Here is an 18,545-nt window from a genome sequence, read left to right on the forward strand (position 1 = left end):
TAATGGTCCACTGTGCCTACTTGCGCAGCTCGCCCACCACGTAGTCAATGCTGGCAAGCAGGGCCGAGACGTCGCTGGGCTCGATGGCCACGAAGGTGGCGATGCGCAGCTGGTTGCGGCCCAGCTTCCGGTAGGGCTCGGTGTCCACGATGCCGTTGGCGCGCAGGATCTTGGCCACTGCGGCGGCGTCCACCGACTCGTCGAAGTCGATGGTGGCGATGACGTTGGAGCGTTCCTCCGGCTTGGCAACGAACGGGGTGGCGAAATCGGAAGCCTCGGCCCAGCTGTAGATGCGTCCGGCTGAATCGGCGGTACGTGCAGCCGCGAAATCCAGGCCGCCGTTGGAATTCAGCCACTGCACCTGGGCATCCAGGGTCACCAGCGTGGACAGCGAGGGCGTGTTGTAGGTCTGGTTCAGGCGGGAGTTGTCAATGGCAGTCTGGAGGTCCAGGAAGTCCGGGATCCAGCGGCCGCTGGCCTTGATGCGGGCGGCCCGGTCAAGAGCGGCGGGGGAGAACAGGCCAAGCCAGAGGCCGCCGTCAGAGGCGAAGTTCTTCTGGGGCGCGAAGTAGTAGACGTCGCTCTGGGCAACGTCCACATCCAGGCCGCCGGCAGCCGAGGTGGCGTCCACCAGGACAAGCGATCCCTCGTCGACTCCGGAAACCCGCTGGACCGGGGCTGCCACACCGGTGGAGGTCTCATTCTGAGGCCAGGCATAAACGTCCACCCCGGCCTCGGCCTGTGCCATTGGTCGGGTGCCGGGCTCGGACTTGATGATCGAGGAGGCTTCCAGGAAAGGTGCCTTGTTGGTGGCCGCAGCGAACTTGGACCCGAACTCGCCAAAGGAGAGGTGCTGGGCCTTCTTCTCCACCAGGCCGAAGCTCGCGATATCCCAGAAAGCAGTGGAGCCGCCAACGCCAAGGACAACCTCGTAGCCTTCCGGGGCGCGGAAGAACTGGCTCAGCCCTTCACGGACGGACCCCACCAAGTTCTTGACCGGGGCTTGGCGGTGAGAGGTGCCGAGGATGGTTTTGGACGCTGCGGCGAGGGCATCGATCTGTTCCTGCCGGACCTTTGACGGACCGGCACCGAACCGTCCGTCCTTGGGCAGGAGGTCGGCGGGAATCGTGATGCTGGTGTCGCTCACAGGTGCTCCAATTTCGGCGGGGACGAACGCTTTGGTCCGCACGGGCGGGTTGTGGTGGCCGGCAGCCGGGCGGCGGCTGTGCCATAGGCCTTTTCCATTCTGCCTGAACAGCGGCGCTGGGCGGCAACCGGCAGCGGCAAAGTCCAGACACTGAGACAACGCGGCGGGCGTGCAAGTGTCCCGCGTGTGCAACCCTTCCGCGTGCACCTGTTGCGGCTCCCCCTGGGGCCGCGGCTATTCGGACAAAGTCAAAATAGGCTAAGCTTTCCCCCGGACTACCTCGCGGGAAGAGGCGATACGGTGGGACAACGCAAGGTACTGCGCTCGAGGAGCTGAGCTGGATGACGGATCTGATCGACACTACGGAGATGTACCTCAGGACCATCCTGGAGCTTGAGGAAGAAAACATCGTCGCCCTCCGGGCCCGTATTGCCGAGCGCTTGCGCCACTCCGGCCCCACCGTCTCCCAGACCATCGGCAGGATGGAGCGCGATGGGCTCGTTGTTGTCTCTGGTGACAGGCATTTGGAGCTCACTGACACCGGGCGCAAGCGCGCCACGGAGGTGATGCGCAAGCACCGGCTGGCCGAACGCCTGCTGGCGGACGTCATCGGGCTGGACTGGGCCTACGTCCACGATGAAGCCTGCCGCTGGGAACATGTGATGAGTGAGCGGGTGGAGCGCCGCATCTACGAGATGCTGGACCACCCCACCGAATCCCCGTACGGCAACCCCATCCCGGGCCTTGCCGCGCTGGGCGGCCGGCCGGCCCCCGGCTTCGGTGACGGCGCCATCAGCCTGGTGGAGGCGATGAAGAGCTACGTGCCTGCTTCCGGCGTGACCATCAGCCGCCTCGCGGAGCCGATCCAGGTGGAGCCGGAGCTGCTGTCGCAGTTGGACGAAGGCGGAATCCGGCCCGGCGCTGCAGTGGCCCTGGAGCGCGTGGGCGACTACATCTCGGTGCGGGTGGCCGGGATTGAAGGAGCGCTGGAGCTTCCGCCGGAGGTTGCCGCACACGTCTTTGTGGCCGTCAAGCAGGGCTGAAGCGAAACTTCCATACCCCGGACCTGCCCTTCCAGCCAAAGATAACGGAATTGTTACCTAGGGTCTTAAGCCCCTATAGTAGAACCAGTCGTTTGAAACTTAAGCGTTACCTGATCCGGAGCCGAGCTCTGCCAGCGGATCGGGTGCACGAGTCGTTACTGGCAGAGGCGGGGGAACCACAAGCGGCAGCGGGGGACTGCCTTGGGGTGAAGTCCGTCAGCAGCAAGCCTCTCCAGTGAAGGATTCTTCCGGGAATACCCCTGCGCAGAAGCTTGCCCTTGGCGGGCCGGGTCTTTGATCTCTCTGACCCGAATCCGACAGCTAACTCCGCAGGCTTTTCCAGAGAGGAACCCTTCTTGACCATGCACACCCCCCGGGGACGCCGCCGTGCTGCCGGCCCCCCTTCGGCGCCGCGGGTTGTCGAAGTTGTCGCAGCGGAGCGCCCCCGCGACCTCCATCGCGACGCCCGCCGCCGCCGGGGTCCGTTCCGCCAGATGACGGAGTTTGCCGCTGCCAGCGGCATCGGCCAGAAGGCCGGCATTGCCCTGGCAGCCACCGGCCTGGTGCTGACCGTGACCGTGCCCGCCACAAGTCCCGTTATGGCCACTGATGCCGCCGGCAGCGCCCCGCTTGCAGCCTCCTCAGTCACGCCGCAGCCCGAGATCTCGGCCGACATCGGTGCCCAGATCGACTTCAGCCGGTCCGCCGTGGTGACCCAGGCGGACCCGGACGGGAAGCTAAAGCAACTGCTGAGTGCCCAGTCGGCCGGCTCCGTGACGCGTGCCGCGTCAGCCGGCACCCTGGCTGCACCGCTGGCATCCCTTGCCACCGCTTCCCCCTTCGGTTATCGGGTCAGCCCGATTACTGGAGGCTCGGGCGACTTCCACCGGGGCCAGGACTTCGTGGCGCAGTGTGGGACATCCGTCCTGGCGGCCGCCACGGGTACCGTGACCTTCGCGGGCTGGCATCAGTTCGGCGGCGGAAACCGAGTGGTCATCGACCACGGGAACGGGCTGGAAACCACGTACAACCACCTGTCGTCCTTCAATGTGAAGGTGGGCCAGACCGTCTCCCGCGGGGACGTGGTGGCGCTGAGCGGCACCACTGGTGCGTCCACCGGCTGCCACCTGCACTTCGAAGTCCAGGTCAATGGCGAAGTGGTCGATCCCATGGGCTGGTTGTAACCGAATGATTGCGCACTCTCAGATCGCCGTGACTAGCCGTGACCTGAATGTGACATTGAAACAAAACTGCTGTACCGTCTAACTCGCGTCAACTTTTCCGAAGTTGACGCTCTTGAGTGGATTGCCTAACTCTGCCACCGCTCAAGGTCCGTTCGCATTTCATCGTCTGGCAGGGGCGGGGGAACCAATTTCGGCCTTCATCCAGAAGGCCTTGGGGTTAAGTCACAAGCTTCCCAGGAAGCAGCGTGGCCGGGTGACTCCCATCCGAATCCGACAGCTCACCTCGCAGGCATTGGGAGAGGCTACCTTCGTGTCTTCACGCCATAATTCTGCGCGCCACCGTGCGCAAACGGTTCGCACCAACCCCTTGGATGCCGTTTCCAAGGCCGTGAGTGCAAATGCCGGGACCGTAGGCCGCCAGGCTGCCGTTGTGGCAGCCGCCTCGGGCCTGATCCTGAGCATGGGCCTGCCGGCCACTGCTGCTGATACCACTGCCGGTGTCTCAGCTTCCACTGAGTCCGGTTCGGCCCAAACGGCCCTCGCCGTCACCGCTGCCCCCACCGCCACGGTTTCCTTTGAACGTCCCGTGGTCAAAACCGCCGCTGCTCCCAAGGTGCAGCCGGTGCGTACCCAGTCCACCGACACGGCCAACGCTGCTGCTGCTGCCGGCCAGGACGCCGCGCCGGCCGCCAAGACCGCCCAGACCGTCTCCTCGGCGGCGACCTCGGGCATCGCAGCCATTGCCTACACCGGCATCGGCCACTCGTACGTGTGGGGCGGCACCAGCCCCGTCACCGGCTGGGACTGCTCCGGGTTCGTGCAGTGGGTTTACGCCCAGGCAGGCATCAGCATTCCCCGCACCAACGCGTGGAGCATCATGACCCCCACCTCCGCGCCGCAGCCGGGTGACCTGGTTGTCCAGAACGGTGGCGCCCACGTTGGCATCTACGTCGGCAACGGCATGATGATCAGCGCACTCAACCCCTCACAGGGCACGCTGCTCCACTCGCCTGCAGCCACCGGTACCTCGTCGTACTACCACCTCAACAAATAGTTCTTGGGCTCCGTGCTCCAAGGGCTATTTCTTTGCCCAAAGCTTCTTCGCTAGAAACCACATCCCCGTTCGGGACGCGCCGGCGTACCCCCAAGATGCCGGCGCGTCCAACACACTTTGCCTGCCTACCTGCGGTTGCAAGGAAAACGAAAGAGAGAACTGATGACGACTCGTGCTACCGCACGGCACCGCGCCGAGGTCACCAAGACCAACTCGATCGCTGTCATTGCCAAGGCTGTCAGCGACAACGCCGGGGGCATGGGCCGCCAGGCTGCGGTCATCGCCGCCGCTTCCGGCCTGGTCCTGACCAGCGGCATTGCGGCCAACGCCGCCGATGCCAACGTCAAGCGCGACTCTGCTCCCGCCTCCGCGCTGGAAGTTGAATCCGCCGTCGACGCCCCGATTTCCGCCGCTTCCACCATTGCGATCAGCTTCGAGAAGCCAGCTGTGACCACCACGCCGGCCCCCGTCGTCGAGCCCGAGCCCCAGGTTCAGGTGGAGGAAGCTGCCCCTGCTCCCGCCGCCCAGCCCGTTGCCGCTCCCAAGGTCACCGCCAAGGTCGCCACCGCCGCTGCCCCGGCCGCTCCCGCAGCCCAGGCTTCTGCCAGCGGCAAGGGTGCTGCAATCCTCTCCGCCGCCTACGCCCAGCTTGGCGTCCACCAGGACTGCACCATGCTGGTGACCAACGCCCTGGCCGCCGTCGGCATCCACTTCCACGACTGGCCCGCCGGCTACCTGTCCCTGGGGGACACGGTGCCTGCTTCCCAGGCACAGCCCGGCGACCTGATCTACTACGCCGATGGTGGCGGAGGAATGGCACACATCGCTGTTTACGCCGGAAACGGCATGGCCGTGCATGGCGGCTTCAACGGCAACGACACCGTGGTCTTCAGCGCAAACGTGGGCTCCGGGCCGGTTTTCATCCACGTCAGGTAAGCACCGCATGTCCGGCACTGGCAACAGGCAGTGCTTGTCCAAGGACCCCCGCCCTCGCAGCGGGGGTCCTTGGCGTTTAAGAAGTTCCCCGCAGGGGACTGATGCCTGCCCTGCTGGGGAACGTTCCCCGCAGGGAATCCGGGCGGCGATTACCTGATTTTGCACTTCTCTGTTTACTCTTGTGATGTCGATCCATAGCCCGGACATGCCGAGGGCAGCCGGCCCTCGTGCCCCTGACGGGTGCGGCCGTGAAGAGGTAAGTGCATGCGCACTCTCGTTCTGAATGCTGGATATGAACCGCTGGCGGTCATTACTTTCCGCCGGGCGCTGGTGCTTGTGCTCACGGGCAAGGCGAGCGTCGTGGCCGAAGGGGATGACCCTGTCGTGGGACCCACGGACGTCCTGGGCCGCCCGTCCGTGATCCTCCTCAACCGGTACATCCGGCCCCGATACAACCACTCCACGGCTGTCAGCCGCAGGGGCGTACTCAGACGCGACGGCCATAAATGCGCATACTGCGGCAAGGCAGCGCATACCATCGACCATGTGCACCCCAAGTCCCGGGGCGGGGCTGACTCGTGGGAGAACCTGGTGGCAGCCTGCCTTCGCTGCAACAACGTCAAGGGCGACCACACCCCGACCGAGATGGGCTGGAGCCTGCGCTTTGTGCCGGAGCCTCCGCGCGGCACCATCTGGCAGATCAAGGAACTGGAAAAGCCCACGCCCGCGTGGGATCCGTTCCTCCTGCCCGAACGCGCCGCCTGACCTCCGCTTTCGACGGGAGTGATCGCTGCCCCGCCTGATGGCTAGGCTGGGGGAGTGCAAGAGAACAGCCTGGTTTTTGATGCCCTGATTTTGGCCGGGGGCCGGTCCTCGCGGCTGGGCGGGGTACCCAAACAGTCCCTTGTCTTCCAAGGCCAAACGCTCTTGGAACGGGCCCTGGACGCCGCAGCCGGCGCCCGCCGCACTGTCGTCGTCGGCGACAGCGCCTTCCTGCCATCCCAAAGCACAACACCCCGCCCTGTATCCCCGGCAGCCTGGCCGGCCGACGTGCTCATCTGTCGAGAAGAGCCGCCGTTCGCAGGGCCTGCCGCTGCCATCGCGGCTGGTTTGAACACCTTGGGCGAAAATGGCGGAGCGGCCCCCTTCACCCTGGTGCTGGCCTGCGATATGCCGTTGGCCTCCGAAGCGGTGGCCGTGTTGCGGAAGGCTCTTGCCGCATCTGGAGCACGCCCCGGGGGAGGCGGAGGAGGCGGCGTGATGGCCCTGGCCGGCGACGGGAAGGTCCAGCCGCTGGCGGCCTTTTACAGCACGCCCGGGTTAAAACAAACCTGCGCGGAGTTGGCCGCACGCGACGCGTTGGTCAACGGCTCCGTCCGGGCTCTCCTTGCTAGTCTGGACGTGCAGCTTGTCACAGTCCCCGCCGGGTCCACCTCCGACGTGGATACCTGGGACGATGCTGCCGCGCTGGGGGTTGCCGCCAGGAGCCAGCGTGAATGCAAGGACCGGAGCGCGGGCGGAACTAACGTGGGAGGCAAGTCGTGAAAAGCCAGGACGAAACGCTGGAGGAATGGTGCAGGGCCCTCCTCCAGGCGTACAAGCTCGAGGACGTCCAGGTAGACATCAACGCGGTGCTGGCACTCGCCGGCGTTGCCGCCCATGCCGTTGTCCGGCCGGCCGCACCGCTTACCACCTTCATTGCCGGCTTCGCCGCAGGCCTGGCTGCCGCTCCCGGCAGGGAGCTGGACGCAGCCTCCATGGACGCGGCGCTGGCCGTTGCCCGCACCCTGGCAGCTGACTACGAGGCTGAAGCCGCCGGGACTCCCGGCGAATGACAGCAGAAGCCCAGAGCGATCCGATGGCACCGCCCGATTCCGGGCCGGAGAATGCCGGACCGGCAGAAGCCGCCGCGGAAGAAAGTGGTACGGCTGGGGCTGAATCCGGCGACACGGAGCCGGGCGAAACCGAACCAGGGCATGCCCACCACCATCACCTGGCACACACGTGGGAAGAGGCCAGGCAGGCCGCCTACGATGCGGCCACCCCGATTCCTCCCAGCCCCGTGGCCCTGCAGATCGCCTTGGGCCGGAAACTTGACCAGGACATCGTGGCCCTCCAAAACATGCCGCACTATGCGTCCTCGGCCATGGACGGCTGGGCGGTCAACGGAAGCGGTCCATGGATCCCGGTGGAGCCGGGCACCCGGCTGGCGCCGCACCAAGCCAGTCCCATTGCCACCGGCGGCCTGATTCCCGCGGGTGCCAAGGCGGTCCTACGTACCGAGAGTGCAGTCCTCGGCCGGGACGATGAGGGCCCGGTGGTGATGGTCGGAGGCAAGGCCAGGCCGGGCGAACCCCGCGCGGGCGAACACATCAGGAAGGCCGGGGAGGAAGCCCTTGAAAGGGACGTCCTGGTCAAGGCCGGGGTGGAACTCAACCCGGCACACCTGGCCCTGGCGGCACTGGCAGGCTACGACGAAGTGCAGGTCCAGGGAAAGCCGGTGGTGCGGCTGGTGCTGACCGGATCCGAGGTGGTGGAACGTGGTACCCCGGCTCCCGGCCAGGTTCGCGACACGTTCGGCCCGCAACTGCCGGCCGTCGTCGCCATGCTCGGAGGTATCCACGCAGGACAGCAGCGGATCGGCGACTCGTACGCCGAATGGCTTGCGGCGCTCGAAGACGTGCTGCCGGAGGTGCCGGACGCGCCCGACCTGCCGGCCGACGTCGTCATTACCACCGGAGGCACTGGGCGCTCAGGCACGGACCACCTCCGGCGGGCCGTTGCCGAACTCGGCGGGCGGCTCATCATCGACGGCGTGGCAATGCGGCCCGGCCACCCTGCCGTCCTGGCCGAACTGCCGGACGGACGCTTTGTCCTTGGACTTCCCGGCAACCCGCTCGCGGCCATGATGGCCCTGTCCACCGTCGGCGCACCATTGTTCGCCGCCTTGGGGCACCGCGCTATGCCCGCCGTGCAGGAAGTACCGTGCGGCACCATGATCGACGCCGATCCCGGACGCACCCGCCTGATGCCGTTCCGGCTGCTGTATGGGATGGCTTCCCCTGCGCAGCACACAGGCCCCGGCATGATGCGCGGCCTGGCAGCCGCCGACGGCGTGCTGGTGGTGCCGCCGCACGGCGTGCAGCTGGGCGAGCCGGTGCCCGCTTTCGCGCTGCCTTGGGGGCCACCCATTCCGCCGCCCAAGGAAGGGGCGGCCAAAGCCAAGCCGAGAAGCAATGCACGGGGCAGCCAGGCCAAGGGTAAACCGGCATCGAACGGGCCCGTGGACTGGAGCGCGCTCCTGGGCTGAAACTATAGGGCCGGAACCCCAAGGCCCGCGTTCGTGCGCTGGGCCGTTGGATTGTGGCCTATAGACTGCCGGCCTCTGGACTGTGGGCTTCTGGACTGTGGGTCTTGGATTGGGGCGGGCCGCGATGGTGCCATGATGGAGTAATGAACAGGCAGGGTGGAACATGGGACGCGTAACCCAGCGCCGCAAGGTGCACAAGTATGTCCTGGACGGTTCGCCGGCCGCCCTGGAGTACCCGGTCCGACACCGCGAAGACGTCCTGGCCGTCGAGGAACCGCTCGAAATCCGGTTGGGCAGGCTCTCCTACTCGGTCACCATGCGCACGCCAGGGGACGACTTTGACCTGGTGGCAGGCTTCCTGGTGTCCGAGGGGGTCATCTGGGCGCCCGAACAGTTGGTATCACTGCGTTTCTGCGCCGGTGAGGATGAAAACGGGGTCCAGACGTTCAATGTGGTGGAGGCCCAGCTGAGGCCGGACGTCCCGCTTCCCGATACCGGGCGCAAGGTCTACACCTCAAGCTCCTGCGGCATCTGCGGCACGGATTCCATCGAAGCAGTGCGGAAATCGTCCCACTTCAGCCCGCAGGCGGACCCGCTGATGGTGGACGCAAACGTCCTGGCGTCCCTGCCCGCGCTGCTGCGGAAATCCCAGCGCGTCTTTGACGATACCGGGGGCGTGCACGCGGCGGGCCTGTTCAAGATTGAGGACGACGGCGGGCCGCGGCTTCTGTGCCTCCGCGAAGACGTTGGGCGGCACAACGCAGTGGACAAGGTGGTGGGCTGGGCATTGCGCGAAGGCCTCCTGCCGCTGACCGGGACGGTCCTCCAGGTGTCCGGACGGGCATCCTTCGAACTGGTGCAGAAAGCTGCCCTTGCAGGGATCCCCGTCCTGTCCGCCGTCAGCGCCCCTTCGAGCCTGGCTGTGGAACTGGCCGAGGCCAACGGACTGACTGTGGCCGGGTTCAGCCGGGGTACCAGCTTCAACGTCTACGCCGGGGACGCGCGGATCCTGCGGCCCGAACCGGCCCTACCTGCTGCACAGGGGCCCGGTGCATAGGGGTAAGCGCATAGCGGCCTGGCGTGCGGGGCCGCCTGCGGCGCCCGAGCAGCCGGCGGATAACTGCACAAGGGGTTGGTTGCAGTGCCGCCAGCGGGTAGATTTTGTCCATCGAATGGACGCGATGATCCAGTCTCAAGCCTAAAGAGGACATATTTTGCATGACGACCGCAGGATCACGGAAGTCCGCCTGGCAAGGTTCGTGCGCGAGCGCATTGCCCCCGCCGTCTACAGCAGGTCGGTTCCGCTTGCCCTGAGCAGCTGGGAAGTTCCGGACGAACCGGTCCCCGCGCTCGACGCGATGCGGCAGGAGTTCCAGCCGCAGGAGCACGGCGCCGCCTGGGGCCGGCCGTGGGGTACCACCTGGCTGCGGCTGCAAGGCGAGGTGCCTGATTCCTGGGGCGGCGGCCCGGACACCGCAGTGGAGGTGGTGGTGGACCTGGGGTTCACCACCGAAGCGCCCGGCTTCCAGTGCGAAGGCATAGCGTGGCGGCCCGACGGCACCATCATCAAGGCCATCTCTCCCCGCAACCAGTACATCCCCCTGAAGCTGCTGGGCAGCGGAATGGCGGTGGACTTCTACGTGGAAGCGGCCGCGAACCCGGACATGGCACAGGGCTGGACCTTCGCCGCCACCCCGCTGGGCGACAAGGCAACCGCCGGGGGAGCGCCGCAGTACAGGCTCGGGAGCATCGCCATCGCTGAGCTCAACCAATGCGTGTGGGAACTCCAGCAGGACATTTGGACGCTGTCCGGGCTTATGGAACAGCTCCCGCTGGAGCTTCCCCGGCGCCATGAAATCCTCCGGGCCCTCGAACACATGATGGACGTGATGGACCCCGATGATGTTGCCGGCACCGCTGGGGCGGGACGTCAGGCGCTCGCTGGAGTCCTCGGCAGGCCGGCTTACGCGTCAGCTCACCAGTTGGTTGCCACGGGCCATGCCCACATTGACTCCGCATGGCTGTGGCCGGTCCGGGAAACCATCCGCAAATGTGCCAGGACATTCTCCAACGTGGTGGCCCTGATGGACGAAGACCCTAACTTTGTCTTCTCCTGTTCGTCCGCCCAGCAGCTGGCCTGGATCAAGGAGCTGTACCCGGAGCTGTTCAGCCGGATCCGGGAAAAAGTGCGGGCCGGACAGTTCGTCCCGGTGGGCGGCATGTGGGTCGAGTCGGACACCAACATGCCTGGCGGCGAAGCGATGGCGCGGCAGTTCGTGGAGGGCAAGGGCTTCTTCCTGGCTGAGTTCGGCGTCGAGTGCCGGGAAGCGTGGCTGCCGGACTCGTTCGGATACAGCGCTGCGCTGCCCCAGATCGTCAAGGCTGCCGGCAGCAGCTGGTTCCTGACCCAAAAAATCTCCTGGAACCAGACCAACAGGATGCCGCACCACACCTTCAACTGGGAGGGGATCGACGGCACCCGGCTGTTCACCCACTTCCCGCCCGTGGACACCTACAACTCGGACCTCAGCGGCCGCGACCTGGCGCACGCCGAGCGCAACTACCGGGACCACGGCCGCGGCTCCGTGTCGTTGGTGCCGTTCGGTTACGGCGACGGCGGCGGCGGCCCCACTCGGGAGATGCTCGCCGCTGCCGCCCGTACCGCGGACTTGGAGGGATCACCCAAGGTCAGGATTGGCTCCGCCGAGAGTTTCTTCCGGCAGGCCGAGGCAGAGTACCAGGCGCTGCCCGTGTGGGTGGGGGAGATGTACCTGGAACTGCATCGCGGTACCTACACCAGCCAGGCCCGCACCAAGAAGGGCAACCGGCGCAGCGAGCACCTGCTGCGGGAAGCGGAACTGTGGTGCGCCACGGCCGCTGTCCGGGGCGCGGGTTCTTACGACTACCCGGCCGCTGAGCTTAAGCGGCTGTGGCAGCTGGTGCTGCTGCAGCAGTTCCACGACATCCTTCCCGGGAGTGCCATCGCCTGGGTCCACCAGGACGCGGAGCGGAATTATCAAGCCATTGAAACTGCCCTCGAGGCACTGATCGGCCAGGCTGCTGCCGCGGTGCTGGGTTCCGGGGACCGGCAATTCCTGCTCAACGCAGCCCCGCATGCGAGGGATGGGGTTCCCGCGCTGGCCGCAGCTGAACCCGCGGCTCCCCAGGTACCGGCACAGGCCATGCCGGAGGACGGCGGCTTCATCCTGGACAACGGGATCATCCGGGCGGTGGTGGATTCCGATGGGCTTCTGTCCTCCCTGCGGGACCATGGCAGCGGCCGCGAAGCGATCGCTCCCGGCCAGCGCGGCAATCTGCTGGAACTGCACCGGGACACGCCCAACGAGTGGGATGCCTGGGACATCGACGAGTTCTATCGGCGCAACGTCACGCCACTGGTCCAGGCAGAGTCGGTCCGCCTTGCCAGCGAAGGCGGCAGTGCGGTGGTGGTCGTGGAGCGGACGGCCGGCACCTCGAAGCTGACCCAGCGCATCACGCTGGCGCCGGGCAGTCCCTCACTGGAAATCACCACGACCGTGGACTGGCAGGAGCGCGAGAAGCTGCTGAAACTTGGTTTCGCCCTGGATGTGCGTGCGGACCGGTCCGCTGCCGAAACGCAGTTCGGCCACGTCTTCCGGCCCACCCATACCAACACGTCCTGGGAGGCGGCGAAGTTCGAGATCTGCGCCCACCGGTGGATCCACGTGGGCGAACCCGGCTATGGCGTGGCGGTCTCCAACTCATCCACGTACGGCCACGACGTAGGCAGGAGTGTCAGGGAATCCGACGGCGGCACCACCACTACGGTTCGCCTCTCCCTGCTGCGGGCGCCGAAGTTTCCCGACCCGGGTGCTGACCGTGGCCACCACGAGCTGACGGTGTCCATCCGGCCGGGTGCCGATATCGCGGACGCAGTCCAGGAAGGTTACCGGACCAATCTGGCGCCGCGGCTGGTCACCGGCGCCTCCCCGGTGGAGCCGCTCTTCACCGTCAGCAATCCCGCTTTGGTGATCGAGGCCGTGAAGCTGGCGCAGGACGGTTCGGGGGACGTAGTGGTCCGCCTCTACGAGTCGTTGGGACAGCGCTCGGCGGGGAGCATCACGGCGAACTTCCCGGTGCGGAACGTTCTTGCAACGGACCTCCTGGAACGCGGCACTGAAGCTCCCGGGGTGGCACCAGGGGACAGCGGGGCGGAGCTCAAGCTGCGGCCGTTCCAGTTGGTGACATTGCGGTTTGCCCGGAAGTAGCGGCCCCGGAAGGCCTTTGCGTAGGTGCGGGGATTTCAGCAGCAGGGAAGTCCTTGTACCTGCCCGAAAGCTCTAGGAGCCGAGGGCCGGTAAGCTTCCGCTAAAGAGCCGTTAAACAGGCTGAGTGGGGGCGGTCCCCAACGATCCGCCACCACTCATCCCCCCAACGTGTGTAAAGGCCCCCGGGGCGGCCGGCATTTCAGAATTTATCCCCGTTCGTAAACGCCAAGCAGCCCCGCCTTCACACATTCATGATTGTTTCACATTCTAATGATTTTGTGAAAGCCAGCGAAGGTTACGTTTCGGTAGATGTCTTTTGGCGTCCCGCTCCGCGCCCGTTGACCACGCGTGCAGCCCAGATCAAGGCCAGCCCAACGACGAAACACAGGATGGCCGTGTAGTTGATCACGAACTCGATCTGGCCGAGTTCGGGCGGAATCACCGGGAAGAGCAGCGTGAGGGCAACCGCTACTCCACCCAGCGCCAACAGCCCTGCGGCGATGCGGACCAGTACCGGAAGTCGGTCCTGTGCCGCGCGCACCAGAGCCGGCAGCAGCGCCAGGGCGACGTACGCCGGGTAGGCCCGGCCTGCCGCGCCGTAATACTCAACAAGCGCAAAGTTGCGGTCGTCCTTGGCAGAGATGGCCTGGAGGCCCGCCGAGGAGCCGGCGGTGTCCATGGAGAAAAACAGTGCGACCATGACCACAGAGACAACAAGCAGGACCAGCATGCCGGTCTTTCCTGTGATGTGCCGGTGGGCGCTGTCGGCGCTGAACCCCCTGGAAATGCGGATGCCCATGAAGAAGATGACGCCGAAGATCACGAACCGCAGCAGCAGGTTGGCCAGGTTGATGCCACCCAGTGCTTGGTCGATCACGAGGTAAGGGCCCTTGATGCTTAGCAGGATGGCCAGCGTCATCGACGCGAAGATGCCGAACAGAGAGCGGTTCTCGCCGCGGAGGGTGCTGGGGATGCGGGCCACCGAGACGAGGGCGCAAACCGCCAGCGTGGTCCACTGAAGCGTCTCGATCATCCCAGGTTCTCCCATATCTTTTCTGTCTGTGCTTGGTCCTGCTCCTGCCGGCGCAGCACTTTCCCTAATGCCTGAAGCCGTTCCCCGGCCAGCGCGGTGAGCTCCCCGTCGGTGAGGCTGTCCAGGGCTGCCTGCCGCGCCCCGGGCGGCCAGCCCGCCTCCTCTTCGGTGATGATCCCCGTGGCCACCAGGCCGCCGGCCGGTCCTACCCCGGCCGCCAGTGCCGTGGCCACGGCGAGCTCAGGCGACAGCCGGTTTGCCGTCAACTGGGCAGAGTAGTTTTGCGGGGCCACCCCGGTTGAAGCCGAAACGCGGTGCCGGACCTCGCCGTCGTCAATTGCATCAACCCAGTTCTTCACCGAGGTGGGGTGCGGAGTGGGACCCAGGGCGGGGGTGGACGCTCCCCGTGCGGGCTCCATGGCCGGCCGTTCCAGGAGCGCGCGCATGAGGTCTGCGGTGGAAATCTGGCTTACCAGTTCGCTGCGCGTGGGTGGGCGCGGCGGGCCGGAAAGGACGCTGTAAGCGTCGAAACCGGCCAGCGCCGCAACAGGGTTGATGTTGTAGGCGCGGCTGACGCTGACCACGGTGCTCACGGAGACCTTGCCCCGGACCAGCTGCTGGGCGAGGGTGGTGCGCTTGATCCCCGAGACCCGGCAGACGTCAGCGGTGCTGGCATCGGGTGCGATGCTTTGCAGCCAGCGCTGGAACGCCTTGGCGGAAAGGGTCATGGAGGACTCTCTGCAGAATGGGTGGTCTGGACGATTTTACCGTGCCGCCCCGGGCAAACGTCCTGCTGGCATCGCCAGGCGCCGTATGGCCGATTTTGCCCCGAGTCCGGATTCGTCTATAGTTGATGGTCGAGCCCGTTGGTCCGTACACCCCCCAAGTCCGGACCAGCGGGTTCTTCTATGTCCAGCAGCCCCAGCGGTGCCGCGGCCCTGTTTTCGCCGCCTCTGCCGGCCGTCAATGGCTGTCCGGGCAGCGGCGAAAGGACGAATCGATGACTGCAACCCTTGTTGCCAAGGATGTCTCGGGAGGCCATGGGCACCGCGTGCTCTTTTCCGGGCTCTCGCTGACGGTGGCCCCCGGCGACGTGGTAGGTGTGGTGGGCGCGAACGGTGCTGGAAAATCGACGCTGCTGCGCCTCCTTGCGGGAGTCGACCAGCCACAGGATGGTTCCGTGAGCCTTGCCCCCTCTGATGCGTTTGTTGGCTGGCTTCCACAGGAACATGAGCGGATCCCCGGCGAAACGGTGGCCGCCTACATCGCCCGCCGGACAGGCTGCTCCGAAGCGACCGTAGAGATGGAATCCACGGCGGAAGCTTTGGGCTCAGGCGCTCCGGGAGCGGATGATGCCTATTCCCGTGCCTTTGACCGGTGGATGGCCTCCGGGGCCGCGGATTTGGACGACCGCATCCCGGCGGTGCTTGCGGACCTGGGCCTGGATGCCGGCGCCGATGCGCTGATGACGGGCCTTTCCGGCGGGCAGGCGGCACGCGTGGCCCTGGCCGCCCTCCTGTTGAGCCGTTTCGATGTGGTGCTGCTGGACGAGCCCACCAACGACCTTGACCTCGCCGGCCTGGCCACCCTGGAAAACTTCGTCACTGGGCTGCGCGGGGGCGTGGTGCTGGTCAGCCATGACCGCGAGTTCCTGGCCCGCTGCGTCACCCGCGTGGTGGAGCTGGACCTGGCGCAAAATACCGTGGCAGTTTACGACGGCGGCTACGACGCCTTCCTTGAGGAACGCGCGGTGACGCGGCGGCACGCCCGCGAGAAGTACGAGGAGTTTGCCTCCACTAAGGCCGACCTGGTGTCCCGTGCACGCACGCAGCGCGAGTGGAGCTCGCAGGGCGTCCGGAACGCGATGAAGAAGAACCCGGACAACGACAAGATCCGGCGCGCTGCCAGTACCGAGTCGTCGGAGAAGCAGGCACAGAAGGTCCGGCAGATGGAGTCGCGCATCGCGCGCCTGGACGTGGTGGAGGAGCCCCGGAAGGAATGGCAGCTGCAGTTCAGCATCGGCCAGGCACCCCGGTCCAGCGCCGTCGTCGCCACCCTCCGCAATGCAGTGGCACGCCAAGGTGATTTCACGCTGGGCCCGGTCAACCTTCAGCTCAACGGCGGGGAGCGCGTGGGCATCACTGGTCCCAACGGGGCCGGCAAGTCAACCCTCCTGCGCCTCCTGCTGGGAACTCAGGCACCGGACGACGGCGACGCCTCCATGGGTGCCTCCGTCGCCGTCGGCGAAATTGACCAGGCCCGCGGACTCCTTGACGGCCGGCTGCCGCTGGGGGACGCTGTCGAAGCGGTCCTGGCCGACTGGACGGGCGCCGATGTCCGCACGCTCCTGGCCAAGTTCGGCCTCAAGGCGGACCACACCGCGCGGAGCGTCGATTCCCTGTCGCCGGGGGAGCGGACGCGGGCAGCACTGGCGCTGCTGCAGGCGCGCGGCGTGAACTTGCTGGTGCTGGACGAACCCACAAACCACCTTGACCTGCCCGCCATCGAGCAGCTGGAAGAGGCCCTTGAAAGCTACGACGGAGCGCTGCTGCTGGTCACCCACGACCGCCGGCTGCTCGAAAATGTACGACTCGACTACCGGTGGCACCTGGACAACGGCACGGTCCAGGAGCTCCACCACACTGCAAGCCAGGAGAAATAACCATGAGCATGGACCGCGTGGCCTGGAGCTCGCTCTACAACATCAGCACCGCCAAAAGCGGCTCCAAGCCGTTCTCCAAGGAAACCCTGAAGCGGGTGCTGGCCTTCGCCGCTCCCCACAAGGGCAAGCTCATCGCCTTCGTGCTCTCCTCCATCGCTGCGGCCTTCCTGGCGGTGGCCACCCCGGTGCTCGCCGGCCAGGTGGTTGACGCCATCATCGCCAAGACCGATGCCGGTACCGTGATCTGGCTGGCGGTGCTGATCGCCATCGTGGCCGTGGCCGAAGCGGGCGTGGGGCTGCTGACCCGCTGGCTGTCCTCGACCATTGGCGAAGGCGTCATCGTGGACCTGCGCACCCGGGTCTTCGACCACGTGCAGCGCATGCCCATCGCCTTCTTCACCCGCACCCGGACTGGAGCACTGGTCAGCCGCCTCAACAACGACGTCATCGGGGCGCAGTCGGCATTCGCCGGAACCCTCTCCGGCGTCGTGAGCAATTCCGTGGCGTTGATTCTGACCCTGGTGGTGATGCTCAACAAGTCCTGGCTGGTCACCGTGCTCGCCATGGTCCTGCTGCCGATCTTCCTGATCCCGGCCCGGCGCATGGGCTCCAAACTGGCGGACCTGCGCCGCGAAGCCGCTGCGCACAACGCCGCCATGGGCACCCAGATGACAGAGCGGTTCTCCGCGCCCGGCGCTACTCTGGTCAAGCTGTTCGGCCGCCCGGACGAGGAATCCCGGGAGTTCGCTGCCCGCGCGGGCCGCGTCCGCGACATCGGCGTGCGCATGGCAATGCTGCAGTTCACGTTCGTCACGGCCCTGACCCTGGTGTCCGCGCTCGCCTTGGCGCTGGTCTATGGCCTGGGCGGCTGGCTCGCGCTGGGCGGGCAGCTCGCACCCGGGGACGTGGTGGTCCTGGCGCTGCTGCTGACCCGCCTTTATGCCCCGCTCACGGCGCTGTCCAACGCACGCGTGGAAGTCATGAGTGCGCTGGTCAGCTTTGAACGGGTCTTTGAGATCCTGGACCTGAAACCGCTTATCCAGCAGAAGCGGGACGCCGTGCCGGTTCCTGCCGGGCCCGTGTCCGTGGAGTTCGACAACGTCCGGTTCGCCTACCCCTCGGCGGACAAGGTCTCCCTTGCCTCGCTGGAGGAGGTCTCCACCCTCGACACCCGTGGCGGCGAGGAAGTGCTGCACGGCGTCAGCTTCCGGGTGGAACCGGGACAGACAGTGGCCCTGGTGGGCTCCTCGGGTGCAGGCAAGTCCACCATTGCCCAGCTTCTGTCACGGCTTTACGACGTCGACTCGGGCGCCGTGCGTCTTGGCGGCACCGTGCCCGGGACCGGGCTGGACGTCCGGGACGCCACCTTCGATTCGCTGCGGGACACGCTGGGCATGGTCACCCAGGACGGCCACTTGTTCCACGAGACCATCGCCTCCAACCTCCGTCTGGCACGGCCCGACGCCACCGATGAGGACATGTGGGACGTCCTGCGGCAGGCCCGGCTGGAGACCATGATCAGGTCCCTGCCGGACGGGCTGGAAACTGTGGTGGGGGAGCGCGGCTACCGGCTTTCCGGCGGTGAACGCCAGCGGCTGACCATCGCACGGCTCCTGATCGCCCAGCCCCGTGTCGTCATCCTCGATGAGGCCACCGCGGCACTGGACTCCACGAACGAAGCCGCCGTGCAGGCGGCCCTGGGCGCGGCACTTGAAGGACGGACCGCCGTCGTGATTGCACACCGGCTCTCCACGGTCCGCGCGGCCGACGCCATCCTGGTGGTGGAGGGCGGCCAAATCGTGGAACGCGGTACCCATACGGAACTGTTGGCAGCCGGCGGCCGCTACGCGGAGCTGTACCGAACCCAGTTTGCCGAGGCCACCGCTGTGGCGGAAGAGGCTGTCCCGGAGTTCTAGGCCTGTGGCGGCC

At 66.5% G+C, this 18,545-nt stretch carries 15 protein-coding genes and 2 riboswitches; of the genes, 12 read left to right on the top strand and 3 right to left on the bottom strand.

Annotated features, from left to right (window positions below; translation table 11 throughout):
• Nucleotides 1-16: 16 nt before the first annotated feature.
• Nucleotides 17-1,147 carry a phosphoserine transaminase gene (gene serC / locus LFT46_RS04080; RefSeq protein WP_236821326.1) on the bottom strand — a complete coding sequence of 377 codons (1,131 nt, stop codon included), beginning with the start codon at nucleotides 1,145-1,147 and terminating at the stop codon, nucleotides 17-19.
• A 341-nt stretch (nucleotides 1,148-1,488) separates the two neighbouring features.
• Between serC and LFT46_RS04085 the strand changes: the two genes are divergently transcribed.
• From LFT46_RS04085 to LFT46_RS04130, 10 genes are all read left to right on the top strand, one after another.
• Nucleotides 1,489-2,190, top strand: a complete 702-nt coding sequence (locus LFT46_RS04085; protein ID WP_236821327.1) for a metal-dependent transcriptional regulator — start codon at nucleotides 1,489-1,491, stop codon at nucleotides 2,188-2,190.
• Between the two features lie 140 nt (nucleotides 2,191-2,330).
• A riboswitch (cyclic di-AMP (ydaO/yuaA leader) is annotated at nucleotides 2,331-2,542 on the top strand.
• A 10-nt stretch (nucleotides 2,543-2,552) separates the two neighbouring features.
• Complete coding sequence (locus tag LFT46_RS04090) at nucleotides 2,553-3,374, top strand: M23 family metallopeptidase (protein WP_236821986.1); 822 nt, start codon at nucleotides 2,553-2,555, stop codon at nucleotides 3,372-3,374.
• Nucleotides 3,375-3,502: 128 nt separating this feature from the next.
• Nucleotides 3,503-3,680: riboswitch (cyclic di-AMP (ydaO/yuaA leader) on the top strand.
• Between the two features lie 124 nt (nucleotides 3,681-3,804).
• Complete coding sequence (locus LFT46_RS04095; protein ID WP_442863670.1) at nucleotides 3,805-4,428, top strand: C40 family peptidase; 624 nt, start codon at nucleotides 3,805-3,807, stop codon at nucleotides 4,426-4,428.
• 162 nt (nucleotides 4,429-4,590) lie between these two features.
• On the top strand, nucleotides 4,591-5,364 hold the full coding sequence (locus LFT46_RS04100) for an NlpC/P60 family protein (RefSeq protein ID WP_236801178.1): 774 nt from the start codon (nucleotides 4,591-4,593) through the stop codon (nucleotides 5,362-5,364).
• A 264-nt stretch (nucleotides 5,365-5,628) separates the two neighbouring features.
• Nucleotides 5,629-6,129 carry an HNH endonuclease gene (locus LFT46_RS04105; protein ID WP_236801179.1) on the top strand — a complete coding sequence of 167 codons (501 nt, stop codon included), beginning with the start codon at nucleotides 5,629-5,631 and terminating at the stop codon, nucleotides 6,127-6,129.
• Between the two features lie 54 nt (nucleotides 6,130-6,183).
• Nucleotides 6,184-6,909 (top strand): molybdenum cofactor guanylyltransferase, encoded by a 726-nt coding sequence (gene mobA / locus LFT46_RS04110; RefSeq protein ID WP_236821328.1) that lies wholly within the window; start codon nucleotides 6,184-6,186, stop codon nucleotides 6,907-6,909.
• Nucleotides 6,906-7,199, top strand: coding sequence for a DUF6457 domain-containing protein (locus LFT46_RS04115; protein WP_236801181.1), 294 nt, complete (start codon nucleotides 6,906-6,908; stop codon nucleotides 7,197-7,199). Before mobA ends, LFT46_RS04115 begins: the two co-directional genes overlap by 4 nt.
• Complete coding sequence (locus tag LFT46_RS04120; RefSeq protein WP_236821329.1) at nucleotides 7,196-8,674, top strand: molybdopterin molybdotransferase MoeA; 1,479 nt, start codon at nucleotides 7,196-7,198, stop codon at nucleotides 8,672-8,674. Before LFT46_RS04115 ends, LFT46_RS04120 begins: the two co-directional genes overlap by 4 nt.
• Before the next feature lie 163 nt (nucleotides 8,675-8,837).
• On the top strand, nucleotides 8,838-9,731 hold the full coding sequence (gene fdhD, locus LFT46_RS04125; RefSeq protein ID WP_236801183.1) for a formate dehydrogenase accessory sulfurtransferase FdhD: 894 nt from the start codon (nucleotides 8,838-8,840) through the stop codon (nucleotides 9,729-9,731).
• 157 nt (nucleotides 9,732-9,888) lie between these two features.
• Nucleotides 9,889-12,921, top strand: coding sequence for an alpha-mannosidase (locus LFT46_RS04130; protein WP_236821330.1), 3,033 nt, complete (start codon nucleotides 9,889-9,891; stop codon nucleotides 12,919-12,921).
• Between the two features lie 295 nt (nucleotides 12,922-13,216).
• On the opposite strand, the gene LFT46_RS04135 is transcribed toward LFT46_RS04130, so the two are convergent.
• Together LFT46_RS04135 and LFT46_RS04140 are read right to left on the bottom strand one after the other, a co-directional pair.
• Complete coding sequence (locus tag LFT46_RS04135) at nucleotides 13,217-13,954, bottom strand: hypothetical protein (protein ID WP_236801185.1); 738 nt, start codon at nucleotides 13,952-13,954, stop codon at nucleotides 13,217-13,219.
• Nucleotides 13,951-14,682, bottom strand: a complete 732-nt coding sequence (locus LFT46_RS04140; RefSeq protein WP_236801186.1) for a hypothetical protein — start codon at nucleotides 14,680-14,682, stop codon at nucleotides 13,951-13,953. Before LFT46_RS04140 ends, LFT46_RS04135 begins: the two co-directional genes overlap by 4 nt.
• Nucleotides 14,683-14,954: 272 nt before the next feature.
• On the opposite strand from LFT46_RS04140, the gene LFT46_RS04145 reads away from it, so the two are divergent.
• Complete coding sequence (locus tag LFT46_RS04145; protein WP_236801187.1) at nucleotides 14,955-16,616, top strand: ABC-F family ATP-binding cassette domain-containing protein; 1,662 nt, start codon at nucleotides 14,955-14,957, stop codon at nucleotides 16,614-16,616.
• Nucleotides 16,617-16,618: 2 nt separating this feature from the next.
• On the top strand, nucleotides 16,619-18,532 hold the full coding sequence (locus tag LFT46_RS04150; protein ID WP_236821331.1) for an ABC transporter ATP-binding protein: 1,914 nt from the start codon (nucleotides 16,619-16,621) through the stop codon (nucleotides 18,530-18,532).
• Nucleotides 18,533-18,545 lie beyond the last annotated feature (13 nt).

The sequence above is a fragment of the Arthrobacter sp. FW306-07-I genome (assembly GCF_021800405.1).
Taxonomy (GTDB): domain Bacteria; phylum Actinomycetota; class Actinomycetes; order Actinomycetales; family Micrococcaceae; genus Arthrobacter.

What these genes read in the sequence shown, in the direction of transcription:
- LFT46_RS04085 (WP_236821327.1), top strand. Translation starts at nt 1,489, where the DNA reads ATGACGGATCTGATCGACACTACGGAGATGTACCTCAGGACCATCCTG.
- LFT46_RS04090 (WP_236821986.1), top strand. Translation starts at nt 2,553, where the DNA reads ATGCACACCCCCCGGGGACGCCGCCGTGCTGCCGGCCCCCCTTCGGCG.
- LFT46_RS04100 (WP_236801178.1), top strand. Translation starts at nt 4,591, where the DNA reads ATGACGACTCGTGCTACCGCACGGCACCGCGCCGAGGTCACCAAGACC.
- LFT46_RS04105 (WP_236801179.1), top strand. Translation starts at nt 5,629, where the DNA reads ATGCGCACTCTCGTTCTGAATGCTGGATATGAACCGCTGGCGGTCATT.
- LFT46_RS04120 (WP_236821329.1), top strand. Translation starts at nt 7,196, where the DNA reads ATGACAGCAGAAGCCCAGAGCGATCCGATGGCACCGCCCGATTCCGGG.
- fdhD (WP_236801183.1), top strand. Translation starts at nt 8,838, where the DNA reads ATGGGACGCGTAACCCAGCGCCGCAAGGTGCACAAGTATGTCCTGGAC.
- LFT46_RS04135 (WP_236801185.1), bottom strand. Translation starts at nt 13,954, where the DNA reads ATGATCGAGACGCTTCAGTGGACCACGCTGGCGGTTTGCGCCCTCGTC.
- LFT46_RS04140 (WP_236801186.1), bottom strand. Translation starts at nt 14,682, where the DNA reads ATGACCCTTTCCGCCAAGGCGTTCCAGCGCTGGCTGCAAAGCATCGCA.
- LFT46_RS04145 (WP_236801187.1), top strand. Translation starts at nt 14,955, where the DNA reads ATGACTGCAACCCTTGTTGCCAAGGATGTCTCGGGAGGCCATGGGCAC.
- LFT46_RS04150 (WP_236821331.1), top strand. Translation starts at nt 16,619, where the DNA reads ATGAGCATGGACCGCGTGGCCTGGAGCTCGCTCTACAACATCAGCACC.